Genomic DNA, 17,023 nt, shown 5'->3' on the forward strand with positions numbered 1-17,023 from the left:
CATGGTGGCAGCCTGCCACAACCCGCCGGTCCCCGGTATGGCACCCGGCAGGTTACCGCCCCGGTCACTGTTCGACCATCCGGCGACCGTATCGGAACCGGCGGGCCGTCAGCCGAACAGCGCCGGTAGGTCCAGCACCCAGGCGACCCCGTGCCAGGCGGGTCCGGGTGGACCGCCGTCCGCCAGGATCAGCGCCGTGAGGTCGGGTAGTGATCGGGGATCGAGGAATCCGAGTCCCTCGTCGTCGGACCACAGATGGGTGATCCATTCCTCGGTGGGAGTCGCCGACCGGACGTCGCCGGGGAGTAGGACCACCGAGGCGCCCGCGGCCCCGGCCGCCACGAACTCCGTCACCGCCGCCGGACCGTCGCCCCGGCCGTAACCGTATGTCCTGGCCTCGTAGGTCAGCTCGGTGGCGGCGTGTACCCGCGCCACCGCGGCCGCCAACCCGTCGTAGGTCACCCGCCGGCCGGTCGCGTCCACCACCACGAGATCGCCGCCGCGCAGCGGCCGGGCCCGGTGCGCGTGGGTGACGGGCCGCGGGGACTGCCGGCCGGTCTCGGCCTGTATCGCCGGATCGTCCAGTATCAGCCACTCCACCTCCGGCTCCCGCGGGGCCGCGGTCAGCGCCAGGCCGAACTCCACCACCAGACCCGCGGTCACCGCCACCGATACGGCGTCGGCAGGCACCAGTGCCGCACCGGCTTTGAGTACCGCCCAGGTGACCACCGCCGAATCCATGCCACGCTCCAGCGCGGCCACCAGCCCGGTCCCCGGCCCGCACCCGCGGGCGATCAGAACCCGCGCCAACCGGGACGAACGCGTATCCAGTTCCTGGTAGGTCATCACCTCGTCGCTGCGGACCACCGCCGGTCCATCCGGGTCGTCTTCCACGGAGACCGCGAGGGTACGGGCCAGCGCGATTCCCGCGGTCGCCGGCGAAACCGCCGGTCCGGCAGTCATTGCGGCGCCCGCCGCGTCCTGCGGGCCGAACCCCGCAACGGCAGGCGCGGTCCCGACAAGCCCTGCCGAGACACCCCGCCCGGGAGCAGCGGCATAGGCGTCCGTGTCCCAGGGGCCGGCCTGGCCGGCATGCGCAATACCGCCCGGACTCTCGGCAACACCGGTGCCGACGACTGACACGGTCCCCGTAGAACCCACCTCGGCAACGAATCCGGCGGCAGCGGTGAACGGGACGAATACCGAACCCGCATCGGATGCCGGCGGCCGCTCCGCCGGACCGACCGACCCGCCACCGGACCCCGCACCCGGCACAATTGCCGGAACAACCGATTCGGAGCCGGGCACGGCGTCCGCTGTATCGGCAGGTTCGGCGGCGGGCTCCGGTTCGGAGTCGCCGGTGATATCGATTTCCCCGAGCCGAATCCGTGGCTCCACGGCGACGGCGGTGAGGATCCGGGTCAAGCGGTCGCCGAATGCGCGCACCGTCTCCTCGTCGAACAAGTCGGTGCGGTACGCCAGTGCGATCCGGAGTTCGCCGGGAGTTCCATCGCGCTCGCGGCGTGGATCCATATCTATTCGCAGATCGGCTTCGGCGTCCGAGATGCCGTGATCCAGTCCGCGGACTGCGAGTCCGGGCAGGTTCACGACGGCCGGTGTGTCGAGCGTCGACAGCAACACACCGAACAGCGGTTCGCGCGCGGGCGATACGGCGTCCACGACCTGCTCGAACGGAGTTTCGGCGTTGGCGGAGGCGGCCAGATTCGTTTCCCGGGTGCGGTCCAGGAGTTCGGTGAAGGTCTGCGTAGCGCGAACTCGCGTCCGCACGGTGACCGTGTTCGCGAACCGGCCGACCAGATCGACCAGGGCCGGTTCGTCGCGGGCGGGGATCCGGCGGCCGACCGCGATATCCCCGGCGCCCGTCAGCCGGTGCAGCAGTGTGGTCACCGCCGCGTGCAGGATCAGGAAAACAGTGGCGCCGCGCTCGCCGGCCAATTCGTCCAGCGACCGATGCACCGCCGCGGGCAGGACGATACCGGTTGCGGCATCGGGTAGCGATATTCGTTCCGGGCGCAACCGGTCCGGCGGCAGACCGCGGCCCCCGTCCGACCCTCGCAACTGTTCCCGCCAATATCCCACTTGCTGTGCCGCAACGGAGTTGTCGTCGTTCTCGTCGCCGAGTAGGGCGCACTGCCAGATCGCGTAATCCGCGTACTGGACCGGTAGCGGCGACCAGCGTGGCGATTCCCCGCTCACCCGCGCCAGGTATGCGGTCATCAGATCCCGCAGCAACGGGGCCGGGGACGCGCTGTCCGCAGCGATCCGGTGCGCCACCAGCGCGAGGATATGCTCGTCGGCGCCGGTGGCGAGCAGCAGTCCACGGATCGGAGCCGTGGTGGTGATATCGAAAGCGGTGGCGCGCAATTCGGCGATCCGGCCGGATGCGTCGTCGGTATCCGCGATCTCCAGGCCGCCGCGCAGCACCTGGGCCACCGGCAGGATGTCCTGATACGGCAGCCCGTCCGGACCCGCCGGGTAGCGGGTGCGCAGCGGTTCGTGGCGTTCCAGCAGATCCGAGATCGCGTACCGCAGCGCCGAGGTGTCGAGCGCACCGGTGAGTCCCACGGCGAGCACGATGTTGTGCGCGGCCGGGTCCGCCCGGCCCCGCAGCCATATCCGGTGCTGGTTGGGCGCGAGCGGGATCCGGTCCGGCCGCTCGGCCCGGTCCAGGGCCGGTCGCTGCGTCGCCCGGCCGGCGCCGGGCACCACCCGTGCGGCCAGCGCGGAGACAACGGGAGCCTCGAATACCGCGCGCAAGGTGAGAGCGGCGCCGAGCGCCTCGTTGATCCGGGCCACCGCCCGGCTCGCCAGCAGCGAATCACCGCCGAGGGCGAAGAAATCGTCGTCCGCGCCGATCCGGTCGTCGCCGAGTAGTTCGGCGAACACCTCGGCGACAACAGTTTCCGTACGACCCGCCGGCTCCGTATAAGACGCGCGCTCCCCCGCAGGCTCGGGGAGCGCCGCATCGACCACCTCGGACCCGTTCAGCAACTCGCGCGATTGCCGGCGACCCGTGTACTCCAGGTTGGCGCGGCCGGCGAACCCGGCCCACCGCCCGAGATCTCCGGACCGGTACATCCGCGACCCCGGCGCACCGAAGGGATCGGCCACGAACCGGGTGGCGGTGGGTCCGGGCCGGTCCAGGTAGCCGCGAGCCAGTTGTGCGCCCGCGACGTAGATTTCGCCGGGCCCGCCCACCGGTGCGGGCTGCAGCCGATCGTCCAGGACGAGCGCGTCCAGGCCCGGTAGTGCCCGCCCGATCACACTGGCCGGGTGGTCCACCAGGTGTTCGTCCAAGGTCAGGTACGAGGCGTGCACGGTGGTTTCGGTGGTGCCGTACATATTCACCACCCACGGCGCGTCCCTTTCACCGCCCGCGGAGGCACCGTGCCGCTCGTACCAGGGGCGCAGCCGGCGCAGATCGAGCGCTTCGCCGCCCAGCACCACATACCGCAGAGCAGTAGTGTCCTCCGCTACGCCGTCGAACTCGGCGAACCGGTAGAACTCCGACGGCGTCTGGCCGATCACCGTGACCCGCTCGCGGACGAGTAGTTCGCGGAATCGTTGCGGCGAATCGGCGGTCGCCTCGTCGACCACCACCACGCAGCCCCCGCCGGCGAGGGCACACCACAGCTCCCATACCGAGAAGCGGGCGGTGACGGGATGGAACAGCGCCCATATGTCGGCGTCGTCGAAATCGAACAGCAGCTGGGTGTTCGCGAACAGCTCCACCACATTGCGGTGGGTCACGCCGGTGAGGCCGGGCGTGTGCGCGGCATACATCAGGTTGCCGGGGCGCAGGGGCGCACGCCGGTCCGCGTCGGTGACCGGTTCCGCGGAATGGTGTGCGGTTTCTTCCACAACCACAACGGCCATGTCCGCGGGGACGGCGTCCCGCATCGCCGCGGTGGAGAGTACAACGGCGGACGGGGTTTCCGGGAAGGAAGGCCGCGCCGTGTCGATCGGCAGGTACGCCGCGCCCGTCAGCAGCACGCCCAGCAACGCGACCGGGAGATCCTCGGTGCGCGGTACGGCAACCGCCACCAGGGTTTCCGGGCCGGCACCGGCATCGATCAACCCGCGCGCCACCCGATAGGAGCAGCCGAGCATTTCGTCGAAACTCAGTACCGCCTCCCCGGACCGCACGGCCGGGGCCGACGGGTCCAGGCGGGCACGGGCCTCGATCAGGTCGACCACTGTCACCGGCGGCACCGCGGCGCCCGCACTGTTCCATTCGCGCAGGACCAGCTCGCGTTCCCCGGGGAAGAGCAGGTCGATATCGCCCACGACGACACCGGGATCGGCGGCCACGGCGGTCAGGATGCGCAGCAGCCGGTCGGCGTGATCCCCGACGGTCGGCGCGTCGAACAGGTCGCGGGCGTAGGTGAAGGCGAGGGTGGCGCCGGCGCCGTCGGGCACCAGATCGACCCGCAGATCCAGTTTCTCCGGTAGCTCGGTGGGTTCGCTGTCGGTCGACAGCAATACCCGGAAGGGGGGCTGACCGGCCACCGTGCGAAGAGTGTCGATCAGGTGGCCGAGGCGTTCGCTGCCCCGGCCGGCCGTGCCCAGGGCTGCGGCCCCGGCTTCCCGGGCCTCGACCAGTAGCGCGTCGAAACGGTCCGCCGGGTTCACGTCGGTATGCAGAACCGAAAGCCCCGCCGCGGAACCCTTGGTCGCGAACGCGCCCACCGCGGTTTCCCGATATCCGGACAGTCGCGCCAGCAGTACGGCCAGCGCGGCCTGCACCACGGTGAAATCGTTCGTATCGCTGTGCCCGGCGGCGATATCCAGTGCGTCGAGCAGCTCGCCGTCCAGTTCCCGGCGCAGCACCCCGCTGCGCCGGGACGCGATCGCCGGTCGCGGCCGGTCGGCGGGTAGCTCGCCGGGATCGCCGAGCGTGGCAGGGGCGCGCCACCAGCCCGCGGCCGGTAGTGCAACCTGCGCGGGGACGGCCAGCAGCTGTCCCACGAGCGCTCGCAGCAGCCCCGACAATGCTTGCGCGCAGAGTTCGGCGACACAGCCGCGGCGGTAACACAGCCGCAGCAGCAGCCGATCGGCCGATTCCACCACCAGCGTCACCGGGTGGTGACTGTCGATCCGGGTGGTGAGGTCCACGACCTCCAGACCGTCGAGCGCACCGGCCGCGGCGTGCACACCGGCCGCGTCCACCGGGTCGGGGTCGAAGGCCAGGACAGTGTCGAATAGATGGGCGGCGCCCGGGGAAATACCGGCCGGATCGAGATAGTGGTGTTCGAGCAGGGCGGCTTGTTCGGACTGGATCCGGGTGAGTAGCTCCCGGACGGTCCAGCCGGGCTCCAGCCGTATCCGCACGGGAATCGTATCGGCCAGTAGCCCGGTCATCTCGTCCGCTCCACCGAGTTCCGGCGGGCGGCCCGGTACGACGGCGCCGAAGACGATATCCGCGCGGCCGGTCAGACTCGCCAGGACCAGCGCCCACAGGGCCCGCACCACGGTTTCCACCGTGACACCGGCGGCCACCGCGTAGGCGGCCATCGCGGCTGTTTCCTCTTCGCCGAGCGCATGCACCGATTCCCCATACCCGCTCTCCGGCTGCTCGGGCGGGGAGAGGACCGCGGCGAGTTCGGTGGGCCGGGCGCCGCGCAGAACGTCCGACCAGCGGTCGCGTGCGACCCCGGCATCGCCGTGCACGCGCCACCGGAGGTATTCGCGGTAGGCGGGCGGATCGGGCAGCGCCGCCCCGTCGCCGTGCCGCGCGTACAGGGTCAGCAGATCCCGCAGCAGAATCGCCGCCGACGCGGTGTCGAACAGCAGCGGATGTGCGACCAGGACACAATGCGTACGCCCGGATACCGTGCGGTAGACCGTGAACCGCAGCGGTGGCGCGCTGTCCACGGCGAACCCGGTGCGGTGTTCGGTGGTCAGCAGGCCGGCCATCTCGTAGTCGCCGACATCCTCGACCACCCGCCACGGCACCTCGGCGGTTTCGACGACCAACTGGACCGGGGTGCCGTCGGCGCCGGTGGTGAATACCGAACGCAGCGCCGGATGCCGGTCGGCGAGCGCCTGCGCGGCACCGTGCAAGCGGTCGAGGTCGACAACACCGCCGAGTTCCAGCGCGAACAGCATCGCATCGGCACTGTCCGCGGTGAGCTGGGAACGAAAGAACAGACCGGTACCCGCCGGCCCCAGCGGCAACACCTCCACCAGGCGCGGGTGCACCGTCCGCCACGCCTCCAGTTCCGCATCCGCCACTCGCATCAGCGGCGAATCGAACCGGCTCGCAGCGGGGTCCCCGGCGTGCCGGGCCAGCGCGCGCAGGGCGGCCAGCCAGTCACCGGCCAGTTCCCGGACCGCGGACTCGTCGACGATATCCGCGAGATAACCGAACGCCACGGTGAGCGCGCCGTCGGCCCGCACGGCGGCATCGATATCGACGACCAGGTCCACCGGCATACCGGAGTCGGGTTCGGGCGGGATATCGCCCAGCTCACCGGTCGGTGACCAGGCCGGATCGGCGCGCTCGGCCACTCCCCCGGCGCGGCAGGTGAAACCGATCTGCGCCGGCGCCGCGCTTGGCTCACCGAGAGTGGCCGGGTGCAGTGATCCGAAACCGGCTCCGCCGTCCGGAACCGCGCCGAGCTGCTCGCACACGGTCTGCACCAAGGCGGCGGTTTCGGCGCCGCCACGTAACGCCGCCTCGACGGCGATACCGGACAGGTCCAGGGCTACCGGGTACTCGGTGCTGAATCGGCCGACGGTCCGAGCGATATCGACCTCGGACAGTACGACGGACGAACGGCTGTCCCCGTCGATCCGGATCCGGCTGAAAGCACAGTCCACACCGCGCCGTAACCGCCAGTTCCGCACCGCCAACGCCAGCGCGGCCACCAGCGGATCGTCGGCACCGGTGCCGTACCGGTCCGGCAGCTCGTTCCGGACCTTGCCGGCGATCCCGGCCGGCACCTCGACCGCGAACCGGCACACCGCCGCATGCGTATCGATGGCCGAGTCCACCGGGCGGGCGCCCAGTAGCGGGTCGGGCGTGGCCAGCGCGTCGCGCCAGTAGGCGTTTTCGCTTTCCCGGTCCGCGGTGGCCAGCGTATGCGCGCAGGTCCGGAACGGTACCCCGGTGGGCGGTAGTTCGACCTCGAGCCCCGCGGCTATCTGCTCCCAGGCCCGCGCCAGATCGTCGACGACAATACGCCAGGACGTGGCATCGACGACGTACTGATGCACGGCCAGCAGCAGTGCATCTCGCGCGCCGGGCCGGCGCAGCCAGGTGGCGGCGACCATCCGGCCGCCCAGCGGGTCCAGTTGGGCAACAGCGGAATTGGTTGCCGCCCGGACGATCCCGGCCGGCCCGGAACCGCCGGTGCCCGGCGGAACCTCCACCTCGGAGATCAGCACACCGGCCCCCGGCGGGTAATCCGGCACCTCGAAGCGATACCGGTCGCCCTCGGTCACCACCCGGGCGCGCAACATTTCGTGGCGAGCCAGTACCGCACTCACGGTGGCGGCGAGCCCGGCGCGATCGATACCTTCCGGTAGGGACAGCACCACGCTCTGGGCGAACCCCGGAAACACCCCGCCGGCCAGGTACCGGTGGAGGAGCGGGGTCAGCGGAACCTCACCCATACCGCCGGTCGCCGTATCGATCTCTGTCCCCGCGAATCCCGGTGTATCACCGCGGGTCACAGGTTCGCTGCCATTCACCGCGCCGGCATCGCCCACCAACCCGGCGTCACCCACCAACCCGGCGCCGCCCACCAACCCGGCGCCGCCCACCAACCCGGCGTCACCCACTAACCCGGCGCCGCCCCGCAGATCGGGGCCATCGGGTAGCCCCGAGTTTCCCGGCTGTTCCAGCGACCACGGGTTTGCGGGGCGGCCGGCGACTACTTCCGCTGCGGCTCCGGCGCTCGCCCCGTTCACCGCCGCAGCCGGAACCTCTGCCGAGACATGGGAATCCGGCCAGTCGAACATCGGCTGAAACAGCCCGCCGTGGCCGGGTTCGTCCCCGGTAGCCGGCATGTTTTCCTCGGTGAGCACAAATGCGGCGGGCGTCGCGGCGGCGGGTCGTGGTTCGGCAAGGAGGGCCGGTAGCTCGCCACCTTGGGCCTGCAGCCGATCGGCGCTGTCCAAGAACTCGATTTCCAGGCCGCGCAGTGTTTCGACGTGCCGGGCCGAGGCGCCCGTCCGGTACATCCGGGCGCCCGGTCGGCCGTTGCCGCCGGGCACGGCGACGAAACGTGCGGCGGTCGGTGCAGGCAGATTCGCATAACCCTGCGCCAGGACCGGACCCGCCAGATAGAGTTCGCCCACTTCGCCCGGGCGGACGGGCCGCAACCGGGCATCGAGAACCAGCATCTCGACCCCGGCCGCCGCGGTCCCGAGGGTGCTCGGCCGGTCCGTAAGCGCCGGTCCGGTATTCGTGGCGACGATCCCGGCCTCGGAACAGCCGTAGGAGGTGACGAAACGGTGTTCCCGCGCCCAGCGCCCGGCCGGTGCGGATCCGTTCCGGTCACCTACGACGGCGACGAGTACGAGATCGCCGAGTCCGGCCGGGTCCACCGATTCCGCGACGGCCGCGGTCGTGATCAGGTGGGTCACCTGTTCCCGGTGAATCAGTTCGCCCAGTTCACGCCCGCCCGAAACACCGGCCGGGGCGATGACCAGGGTCGCGCCCGCGGTACAGGTGAGCAGTAATTCGAGGACCGCGATATCGACAGTCGGCGGGCAACTGTGCACGACCCGGGAATCACTGGATATCGCATAGCTGTCGCCGACGGCAGCGACCACCGCACCCAGTCCGGCGTGCGGGACCACGATGCCTACGGGCTCACCGGTGTGATCGCAGGGGTAGGCGATATACGCGGGATGGCGCCCGTCGAGTGTCCGGATCCGGTCGGCATAGGAGAGGGGATGCCGCGGCCGCCGGGCGATACGGTCGGCCTGGACCGGGTCGTCGAGTTCGATCCAGTACAGGGCGCGGCCCAGGACCCGCCGGTACTTCGAGGTGGTCAGACCGAAGGCTGCCCCCGAATCGGTGGCGATAGCGCCGATCCGGCCGGCCGGATCGGCGGGGTCGAGGAAAACGTGGGCGGCACCTGTTTTGGCGACGGCCCATACCGACAGCACCGATTCCGGGCTGCGCGCTATCCCGATCGCCACCACATCGCCCGGCCCGATACCGCGTTCGATGAGTTCCCGCGCGACCTGCGAGGACCGCTCGTCGAGTTCCCGGTAGGTCAGCTCCAGCTGATCGGCGGGCGCGCCCGTCGGGTTGTAGCGGATCGCGACCTCGTCCGCGGCGGATTCCACCGCCGCGGTCAGCAACTGGCCCAGCGGAGGGGTGCCCGCACGACGCCGGCGACTGCCACGAGGAGAACGACGGGCAGTTTCCATTCGAGTGCATTCACCTCTCGCATCGAACCCGGATCCGGCCCCCGCCTGCCCGAACAGCGGAGAACCGGTGTGCCCGGGGCGAGCGCGGTCCGGCCATCATATCGGCCGAACCGGACTTGCGATCAGTTCACAGCCAGCCGCGGCGAATCGCCTGCACCCCGGCCTGGAACCGGGTACTCGCGCCGAGCCGTTCGAGCAGCCGAGCGGTCCGCCGGACCACCGTGCGGCGTGACATCCCGAGCCGGCGCGCGATCGTATCGTCGGTCGCGCCCATGCTCATCATCGTGAGAATGGCCCGGTCGCGTTCGTCGAGTTCGTCGGCCGCCGGCTGCACCGAGATGGGCGCCGACAGTGTCCACAGCACATCGAAACTGCGGACCAGCAGATCCAGCAGGGGCGACCCGCTGATCCGCAAGGCCATCGGATCGGGCCGGCGTTCGTCGGAGTGCAGGACGAGGCTGGCACGCTCGTCGTCGGCGACGATCAGCTTGAACGGCGGATCGGGCAGCGTGCGAGCCTGCGCCCCGCGGGCGTTGGTGGCCAGCGTATGCCGCAGCCGGTCCGCATCCTGGTAGATCGTGTCCTGGTAGAGGATCCGGTAGCGCACACCCTCGGCCATCCGGGCCTGTTTGAGATCGGTGATCCGGCTGTCGCGTTCGGCATCGCTGAGATGCGGGGTGCGCTCCACCATTTTCACGCCGTATGCCGCGTTCGCGTGCAGGGCCTCGAAATCGGCGAGCAGTTCGGCCCGCTCGAATACGGGCACCACCGCACCGTTCCACCCCTGGGCGCGACGCACCGACCGGAAGGTTTCGCTGAGCCGGGCCGCGGCGGCGTGCATGGTGCTGATCTGCTGCCGGCGCCGGCGGGCTTCGGCCTCCGACAGCGATTCCGGGGCATGCGCATCCCAGCGCGGTGTGCCATCGGTATCGACCACCCGGAGTACCGCGCGCAGCTCCGACAATTCGTCCAGTGCCGTTTCGACGGCGGAGTCGGACAGGCCGGTGTGCCGCGCGATATCAGCGGTACCGGACCGCGGCCGCTGCACCAGGGTCGCGTAGACGCGTCCGTGGATCGAGTCGGGTTCGAAGATTTCCGCCAGTTCGGTCACGCCGGAGTTTCGTAGGTCTCCTTGCAGTCCTGTAGGACCGGTAAGGATCGGACGGTCGAGAGAGCTCGAGGAACTCAGTGCGAGGGTCCCCACTCCAGTGGCACCCCCTTGGAAGCCATCCACGTCATCGGATCGATTTTGTTCCCACCCTGGTCCCAGATCTCGAGGTGCAGATGCGGACCGGTGGATTGACCGCGGTTACCGACGGTGGCGATCACATCGCCCGCCTGCACCCGCTGCCCTTCTGCGACATAGATATCGTTCACGTGGCCGTAGACACCGGTGGTGCCGTCGTCGTGCAGGACCCGGACCCACATACCGAACCCGGAGGCGGGCCCGGCCTCGATCACCGTGCCGTCGGCGACCGATTTGATCGGCGCGCCCAGTGCGTCGGCGAAATCGATGCCGTAGTGCATGGCGCCCCAGCGACTGCCGTAACTGGAGCTCACCATCCCCGCCACCGGACGCACGACCGGCGCGGGAGCGAACTGCTGATGCAGTTGTTTCAGGGTCTGTTCGGCATGGGCCAGCGGCGCGGCGACCTCGGGCGGCAGGTTGCTCAACCCGAAGGGGGCGGCGACAGGCGCCGGGGCCGCGATCTCGGCGGCCTGAACGGGTGCCGGTGCCGGAGCTGCTACGTGCGCCGCCGCCGGCTGCTCGGCGGGCTGCGCGATCTCCTCGGCGACCGGGGGCGCGGATTCGGGCTCGGCGGCCTCCTTTTCACCACCACCCGGGAGCAGCGGAGCGGCATAGGCCAGCGCCGGCGCAACCTGCGAGGCGGTACCGATGATCGCGCCCGCCGCAACCGCGGCCCCGGCAGCCGCGCGGACCTTCTCGACGGCGGTGGCTGCGGCCCGGTGACGATGTGGCCGCACGCGGACCTCGTCGCCGATGAGGCTCATAACGGTGATGGAACCGGTGCCTGATCGATGGTGCGCCACTGTCCGTCCTCGCTATCCGGTCAACATGTTCACGAATGCCTCACGTGCGGACCCAGACTCGAGCCCGGTAAACGTAACGTTTAGACATCCGTTGTGACGGTAACTCTACCGCCCCGTGACCATATCGCAACCTTCCCCTGGAAATCCCCGGTCAGCGGCCTGAAACTCCGGTGTGAAACGGTCACGATCGCGCGAACTTCCCGTGACCTTACCGGCCACGGACCGACCGCCGGCGAAGGAGCCGGCACCACCCTTCGCAGCCGACCCGCCCGTGTCACCCCCGGCCACGTCGCCGAAGCCCCACCGGATACCCCGGCGTTCACCCCCCACGACAACCCCGGCCGACCACCGAAGCCATACCGAGCCGCACAAGACGGCCGGCCAGTTCGGCGGCGCACCAAAACCTCGACCACCGAACATCTTTCATTCGCAATCCCCTGTTATTGATAACCGATTTCGATTAGACTCGGCCCGGCAGATCTGCCGCGGGTTTCCGCATCACCTGTCGCACAGACCAGTTGACCTCAGGAGGTCGCCGTGTCCTTAGATGTCCCCACCGCCCTGCTGGAACGCGCCGAAAGCGGCGAGATCACTGACGCCGAGTTCGTCGAATGCGTCCGCACCTCACTGCCCTACGCCTGGGAGGTCGTCAGCCGCGTCGCCGGTGAACTGCAGACCGGCACCATGGAATTCGCCGACAACGAAACAGCCCCGCCGGACGAGACGGCACGCGGCCAGCTGCTGCGCGCCCTGGCCTCCGATGCCATCCGGGGCGGGCTGGAACGGCATTTCGGCGTGAAGCTGGCGTTCCAGAACTGCCATCGCGTGGCGGCGTTCCCGCTCGAGTCCGTCGGCGGTGATACCTACAACCGGTTCATCAGCCCACGCAACCAGTTGCTCAACCAGAGCCCGGAACTGCGCAACTGCTGAAAATGCGGTCCCCGGCGCGGTTTCGCGCCGGGGACCGCGTTTTCCGGCCTTCAGCGCACGATGGTCACATCCAGTTCCCCGTCGGCGTGCCGCGCCCGCAACCGCTTCTTGTCGAATTTGCCGACGCTGGTCTTGGGCACCTCCTCGATGAAGGTCCAGTACTCGGGCAGCTGCCATTTCGCGAACCGCGACGACAGGAATTCACGCAATTCCTCCGGCCGCACCGAGGCGCCCTCGGCCACCACGATCGCCGCCAGCGGCCGTTCATCCCATTTCTCGTCCGGAATGCCGATAACGGCCGCCTCCGCCACGGCGGGATGACCCATCACGGCGTTCTCCAGATCCACCGAGGAGATCCACTCACCACCGGACTTGATCACATCCTTGGACCGGTCCACCAGCGTCAGATAGCCGTTCGGCGTGATCTTGCCGACGTCGCCCGTGCGCAGCCAGCCGTCGTCGAATTTGCCCGGGTCCACGGCCGTGCCCTCTGGTGAGTAGTAGGAGCCGGTGATCCACGGTCCGCGAACCTCCAGCTCCCCCAGGGATTTCCCGTCGTTGGGCACCACCGAACCATCGTCGCCGACCAACCGCGCCTGTACCGCGGCCGGGAAACGCCCCTGAGTGACCCGGTAGGTCCAGGCCTCCTCCTCGCTCACCCCGTGCGGTGGATGCGCCAGGCTGCCGAGCGGCGAGGTTTCGGTCATCCCCCAGGCGTGCACCACCCGCACCCCGTGCTTCTCTTCGAACGCCTTCATCATCGACGGCGGCGCGGCCGAACCGCCCACCACCACCGCACGCAGATGAGTGATGTCCTGCGGTTGCGCCGCCAGCGCCGCGAGCACGCCACCCCAGATGGTCGGCACGGCCGCGGCGAAGGTCGGCTTCACTGCCGCCATCATCTCCAGCAACGGGCCCGGCTGGAGGAAGCGGTCCGGCATCAACACGTTCGCGCCGGTCATCAGCGCCGCATACGGCAGCCCCCAGGCGTTGGCATGGAACATCGGCACGATGCCGAGCACGGTGTCGTCGATACGCAACCCCATGGCGGAGGGGGTAGTGGCCTGCATGGAGTGCAGCCAGTTGGAGCGATGCGAATACACCACGCCCTTGGGGTCGCCGGTGGTGCCGGAGGTGTAGCACATCGCTGCCGCCGAACGTTCGTCGACGACCGGGAAATCGAAGCTGTCGGGGTATTTCGCAAGCAGTTCGGCGTAGTCGTGCACGGTGACACCGTCGACCGCGGGCATGGCCGCGATGTCCCCGTTCACCACGATCACATGCCGGACCGTTTTCAGCTGCGGCAGATACTGCCCGAACATCGGCACCAGGCTGCCGTCGACCAGTACCACCTGGTCTTCGGCATGGTTGGCGACATAGATCAGCTGTTCGGGCGAGAGCCGGATGTTGAGGGCGTGCAGCACCGAACCCATCGCGGGGATGGCGATATAGGCGACCAGATGTTCGTTGTTGTTCCACATGAAGGTGCCGACCCGGTCGCCCTGCCCGATGCCGAGATCGGTGAGCGCATTGGCCAGCCGGGCCGAATCGGCGCCGACCTCGCGATAGGTCATGGTGCGCACTCCGTCGCCGGTCCAGGTGGACACCGTGGAATCGCCGACGAAGGTGGACGCGTAGCGCAGCAGCGTCGCCAGCGAGAGCTGGTCGTCCATCATGGTGCTCAACATCGGAAATACCCCTTACTGATCTGGGTGGCGGAGGGCACGCGATATGAGCCCGGCCCTCATCTGTGAGACACAGAAGTGGGCATGACTCACATCACACCGCCGGAGACTACCGTGGAGTAGCCGGACATGGGGACGCTAGGGCGAAACCGGGAGAAATAGGCGACGACGCTGGTCAGCGCGACAGAAAGGGCCCGGTCCACCGGGCGGGGCGAAACGGGATGAGACGCAGCGCCCGCGACGCCCCCTGCGGGCCACCGGCACTGCGCCATCGCCGCCGAGCACTCACCTGTGATAGCCGGGAATCCGGCCTGCTGCCAAGTCAGATAACGAAATGACATCTAAACGAGACACGGTCCGCATGCGTGTACCGACTGATGGGATGAATCCCGCACCGCTTCGGTCACATGACCATGCGTTATTGCCGGTACGGACCGTAGGAGTGGAAAAATCCGGGATCACTTACAGATGCACGCGCAGCGCTGCCCGAGCCCGAAAATCTGGCCGAAAATATTGATTCACTGACCTTCGTTCCCCTCCGGGACAACCGGTCGCCGACCTACGCTTGAACCATGACAACGCCGTCGATCATCATCATCGGGGCCGGGTTCGGTGGGCTGGGTATGGGGCTCGAACTCCTGCGGGCCGGAATAGACGATTTCACCATCGTCGAACGCGCTCACGACCTCGGCGGCGTCTGGCGGGAGAACACCTACCCCGGCGCGGCCTGCGATGTACCGAGCCCCCTGTACTCGTGGTCCTACGAACCCCGCTCCGATTGGCCCCGGCGTTTCTCCGAGCAGCCCGATATCCACGACTACATGCGGCGCGTAGTAGGCAAATACGATCTCGAACGCTATATCCGCTTCGGTACCGAGATCAGCGACGCCGAATACGACGGAACCACCGCGAAATGGCAGATCCGCACCGGCGACGGCGACCTGCTCACCGCCGATGTGCTCATCTCCGCCGTCGGCCAGCTGTCCCGCCCTGCCATGCCGAACATTCCCGGTATCGACACCTTCGGCGGGCCCGCATTCCACTCCGCCGAATGGGACCATTCCATCGACCTCACCGGCAAACGTGTCGCCTGTATCGGCACCGGCGCCAGCGCAATCCAGTACATCCCGCGCATCCAGCCGATCGCCGAACACCTCACACTGTTCCAGCGTTCCGCCGCCTGGGTGCTCCCCAAGGCTGACGCCGCATACGCCGCCCGCCACCACACCGTATTCAAGTACCTGCCCCCGGTCCGCTGGGCCGAACGCTTCGGCTGGTGGATGTTCTTCGAGGTGATGGCGCTGGCCCTCACCGACCTACAGGGCATCCAGGCCCCGGTCCTGAAGGTCGCCGAAGCCCACCGCGCCAGGCAGATCCCCGACCCGGTCCTGCGCGAGAAACTCACCCCCGACTACGCCGCCGGCTGTAAACGCGCCCTGTTCTCCAACGACTACTTCCCGGCTCTCGGCCGGCCGAACGTCACCGTGGAAACCAACGGCATCACCGAGATCACCCGCACAGGTGTGCGCACCGCCGACGGTATCCACCACGAAGTCGACGTCATCATCTACGGCACCGGCTTCAAGGGCACCGAATTCCTTGCCCCCATGAACATCTACGGCACCGACGGCCGCAAACTCGCCGACGCCTGGGCCGCCGAAGGCGCCCGCGCCTACCTCGGCATCTCGGTCCCGAAATTCCCCAACCTGTTCATGATGTACGGCCCGAACACCAACGTCGGCTCGGGCTCCATCGTCTACATGCTGGAATCGCAGGCCCGCTACATCCGCCAAGCCGTCGAATACCTCCGCCACCACCCCGGACGCGGCCTGGCCGCCCGCGTGGAGACCGAACAGCGCTGGGACAACTGGCTGCAGAACCGCCTGAAGGACACGCCCTGGAACTTCTGCTCCAGCTGGTACCGCAACGCCTCGGGCCGCATCACCAACAACTGGCCCGGCGCCACGGTCCTCTACCGCTGGAAAACCCGCCGCTTCGACCCCACCGACTACGAAACCACGCTCGCGTCCTGATGTCAGCGGGCCGTTCGACCTACGATGCGGCCCCACAGCGGGTCACCCGGTAGACTCTCGCCCACCGGCCCCGGCCCGGCCCTCGTAGCTCAGGGGATAGAGCACCGCTCTCCTAAAGCGGGTGTCGCAGGTTCGAATCCTGCCGAGGGCACAAACCTGCGACAGCGTTTGCGCAGATCAGCAGGAGTTTCCGCGAACATCCCAGAATCACCGCATTGAGAAACCCCAGGTCAGACGCGGCTCCAGTAGGGCACATCGAACATGGGAACGCACACCGCGCAAATGCGACCATCCGCGCCGGACAACCGGGCCAATCGGCACGAACGCTTCACACCCCTCCCCTTCGATTAAATTAGGCGACCGCGCGGCGCATGACCTCGGCTTCTTGTTCCAGCTGGCGGATCCGTTTACGCGCCTCGCGCAGCTCGGCCGACTCGTCGCGGGTGGCGCCGGGTCGGTGGCCGTCTTCGATGTCGGCTTGTTTGAGCCAGTTCTTCATACAGCTCTGCGATATTCCGAAGTACTTCGCGATCTGCGTCAACGAGATCTCGCCCTTGCGGGCGACCGCGACGACGTCGCGGCGGAACTCTTCGGGATACGGCTTCGGCATGGTGGACATCCTTCCAGCGAGGAGCAATCCTCACAGGTCAGGAGTCAACCAAACCGGGGGCAGTCGCCATCGACGGTATTCTTTGTAGTAGCAGCGCCCGCCCCAGATGGCTAGACCGGCGAGGCGGCCTGCGTCGTTCAAACGGTGTCGGACTCGTGGGGCAGGCTCGGACACATCGTATCGGCGACAAGGAGTGACTGGATCGTGCCTCTAGAGCCTGTTTCATAAGCGCCCGAGTTGTGGGGCGGAACCCGTTGTCCGGGTGGAGAAGTTGGTGATGTGGCGAGGTCTCCGGTAACTGGTTG

General features: G+C 68.6%; 6 protein-coding genes, 1 tRNA gene and 1 pseudogene. 3 read left to right on the forward strand and 5 right to left on the reverse strand.

From position 1 onward, the window contains the following. Positions 1 to 108: 108 nt before the first annotated feature. From ACFWPH_RS24730 to ACFWPH_RS24740, 3 genes are all read right to left on the reverse strand, one after another. Positions 109 to 9,408 carry a condensation domain-containing protein gene (locus ACFWPH_RS24730; RefSeq protein WP_378754479.1) on the reverse strand — a complete coding sequence of 3,100 codons (9,300 nt, stop codon included), beginning with the start codon at positions 9,406 to 9,408 and terminating at the stop codon, positions 109 to 111. Positions 9,409 to 9,535: 127 nt separating this feature from the next. Next, entirely contained in the window at positions 9,536 to 10,519 is a 984-nt protein-coding gene (locus ACFWPH_RS24735; protein WP_378754480.1) for a LuxR C-terminal-related transcriptional regulator, read from the reverse strand. Between the two features lie 74 nt (positions 10,520 to 10,593). Further along, on the reverse strand, positions 10,594 to 11,421 hold the full coding sequence (locus ACFWPH_RS24740; RefSeq protein ID WP_378754481.1) for a M23 family metallopeptidase: 828 nt from the start codon (positions 11,419 to 11,421) through the stop codon (positions 10,594 to 10,596). Between the two features lie 576 nt (positions 11,422 to 11,997). Between ACFWPH_RS24740 and ACFWPH_RS24745 the strand changes: the two genes are divergently transcribed. Further along, positions 11,998 to 12,390 (forward strand): SCO5389 family protein, encoded by a 393-nt coding sequence (locus ACFWPH_RS24745; RefSeq protein ID WP_378754482.1) that lies wholly within the window; start codon positions 11,998 to 12,000, stop codon positions 12,388 to 12,390. A gap of 50 nt (positions 12,391 to 12,440) precedes the next feature. On the opposite strand, the gene ACFWPH_RS24750 is transcribed toward ACFWPH_RS24745, so the two are convergent. Further along, complete coding sequence (locus ACFWPH_RS24750) at positions 12,441 to 14,078, reverse strand: long-chain fatty acid--CoA ligase (protein WP_378754483.1); 1,638 nt, start codon at positions 14,076 to 14,078, stop codon at positions 12,441 to 12,443. A gap of 569 nt (positions 14,079 to 14,647) precedes the next feature. Between ACFWPH_RS24750 and ACFWPH_RS24755 the strand changes: the two genes are divergently transcribed. Further along, positions 14,648 to 16,108, forward strand: a complete 1,461-nt coding sequence (locus ACFWPH_RS24755) for a flavin-containing monooxygenase (protein ID WP_378754484.1) — start codon at positions 14,648 to 14,650, stop codon at positions 16,106 to 16,108. A 78-nt stretch (positions 16,109 to 16,186) separates the two neighbouring features. Continuing rightward, positions 16,187 to 16,259, forward strand: a tRNA-Arg gene (locus ACFWPH_RS24760). A gap of 207 nt (positions 16,260 to 16,466) precedes the next feature. Here ACFWPH_RS24760 and ACFWPH_RS24765 read toward each other — a convergent pair. After that, positions 16,467 to 16,718, reverse strand: a pseudogene (locus ACFWPH_RS24765) (transposase); the annotation flags it as partial. Positions 16,719 to 17,023 lie beyond the last annotated feature (305 nt).

This window comes from Nocardia sp. NPDC058499 (assembly GCF_042719915.1).
In the GTDB taxonomy this organism is placed as follows: domain Bacteria; phylum Actinomycetota; class Actinomycetes; order Mycobacteriales; family Mycobacteriaceae; genus Nocardia.

Excerpts from the sequence above, each read along its gene's own strand:
- ACFWPH_RS24750 (WP_378754483.1), bottom strand. The coding sequence starts at position 14,078 with ATGTTGAGCACCATGATGGACGACCAGCTCTCGCTGGCGACGCTGCTG.
- ACFWPH_RS24730 (WP_378754479.1), bottom strand. The coding sequence starts at position 9,408 with ATGGAAACTGCCCGTCGTTCTCCTCGTGGCAGTCGCCGGCGTCGTGCG.
- ACFWPH_RS24740 (WP_378754481.1), bottom strand. The coding sequence starts at position 11,421 with ATGAGCCTCATCGGCGACGAGGTCCGCGTGCGGCCACATCGTCACCGG.
- ACFWPH_RS24755 (WP_378754484.1), top strand. The coding sequence starts at position 14,648 with ATGACAACGCCGTCGATCATCATCATCGGGGCCGGGTTCGGTGGGCTG.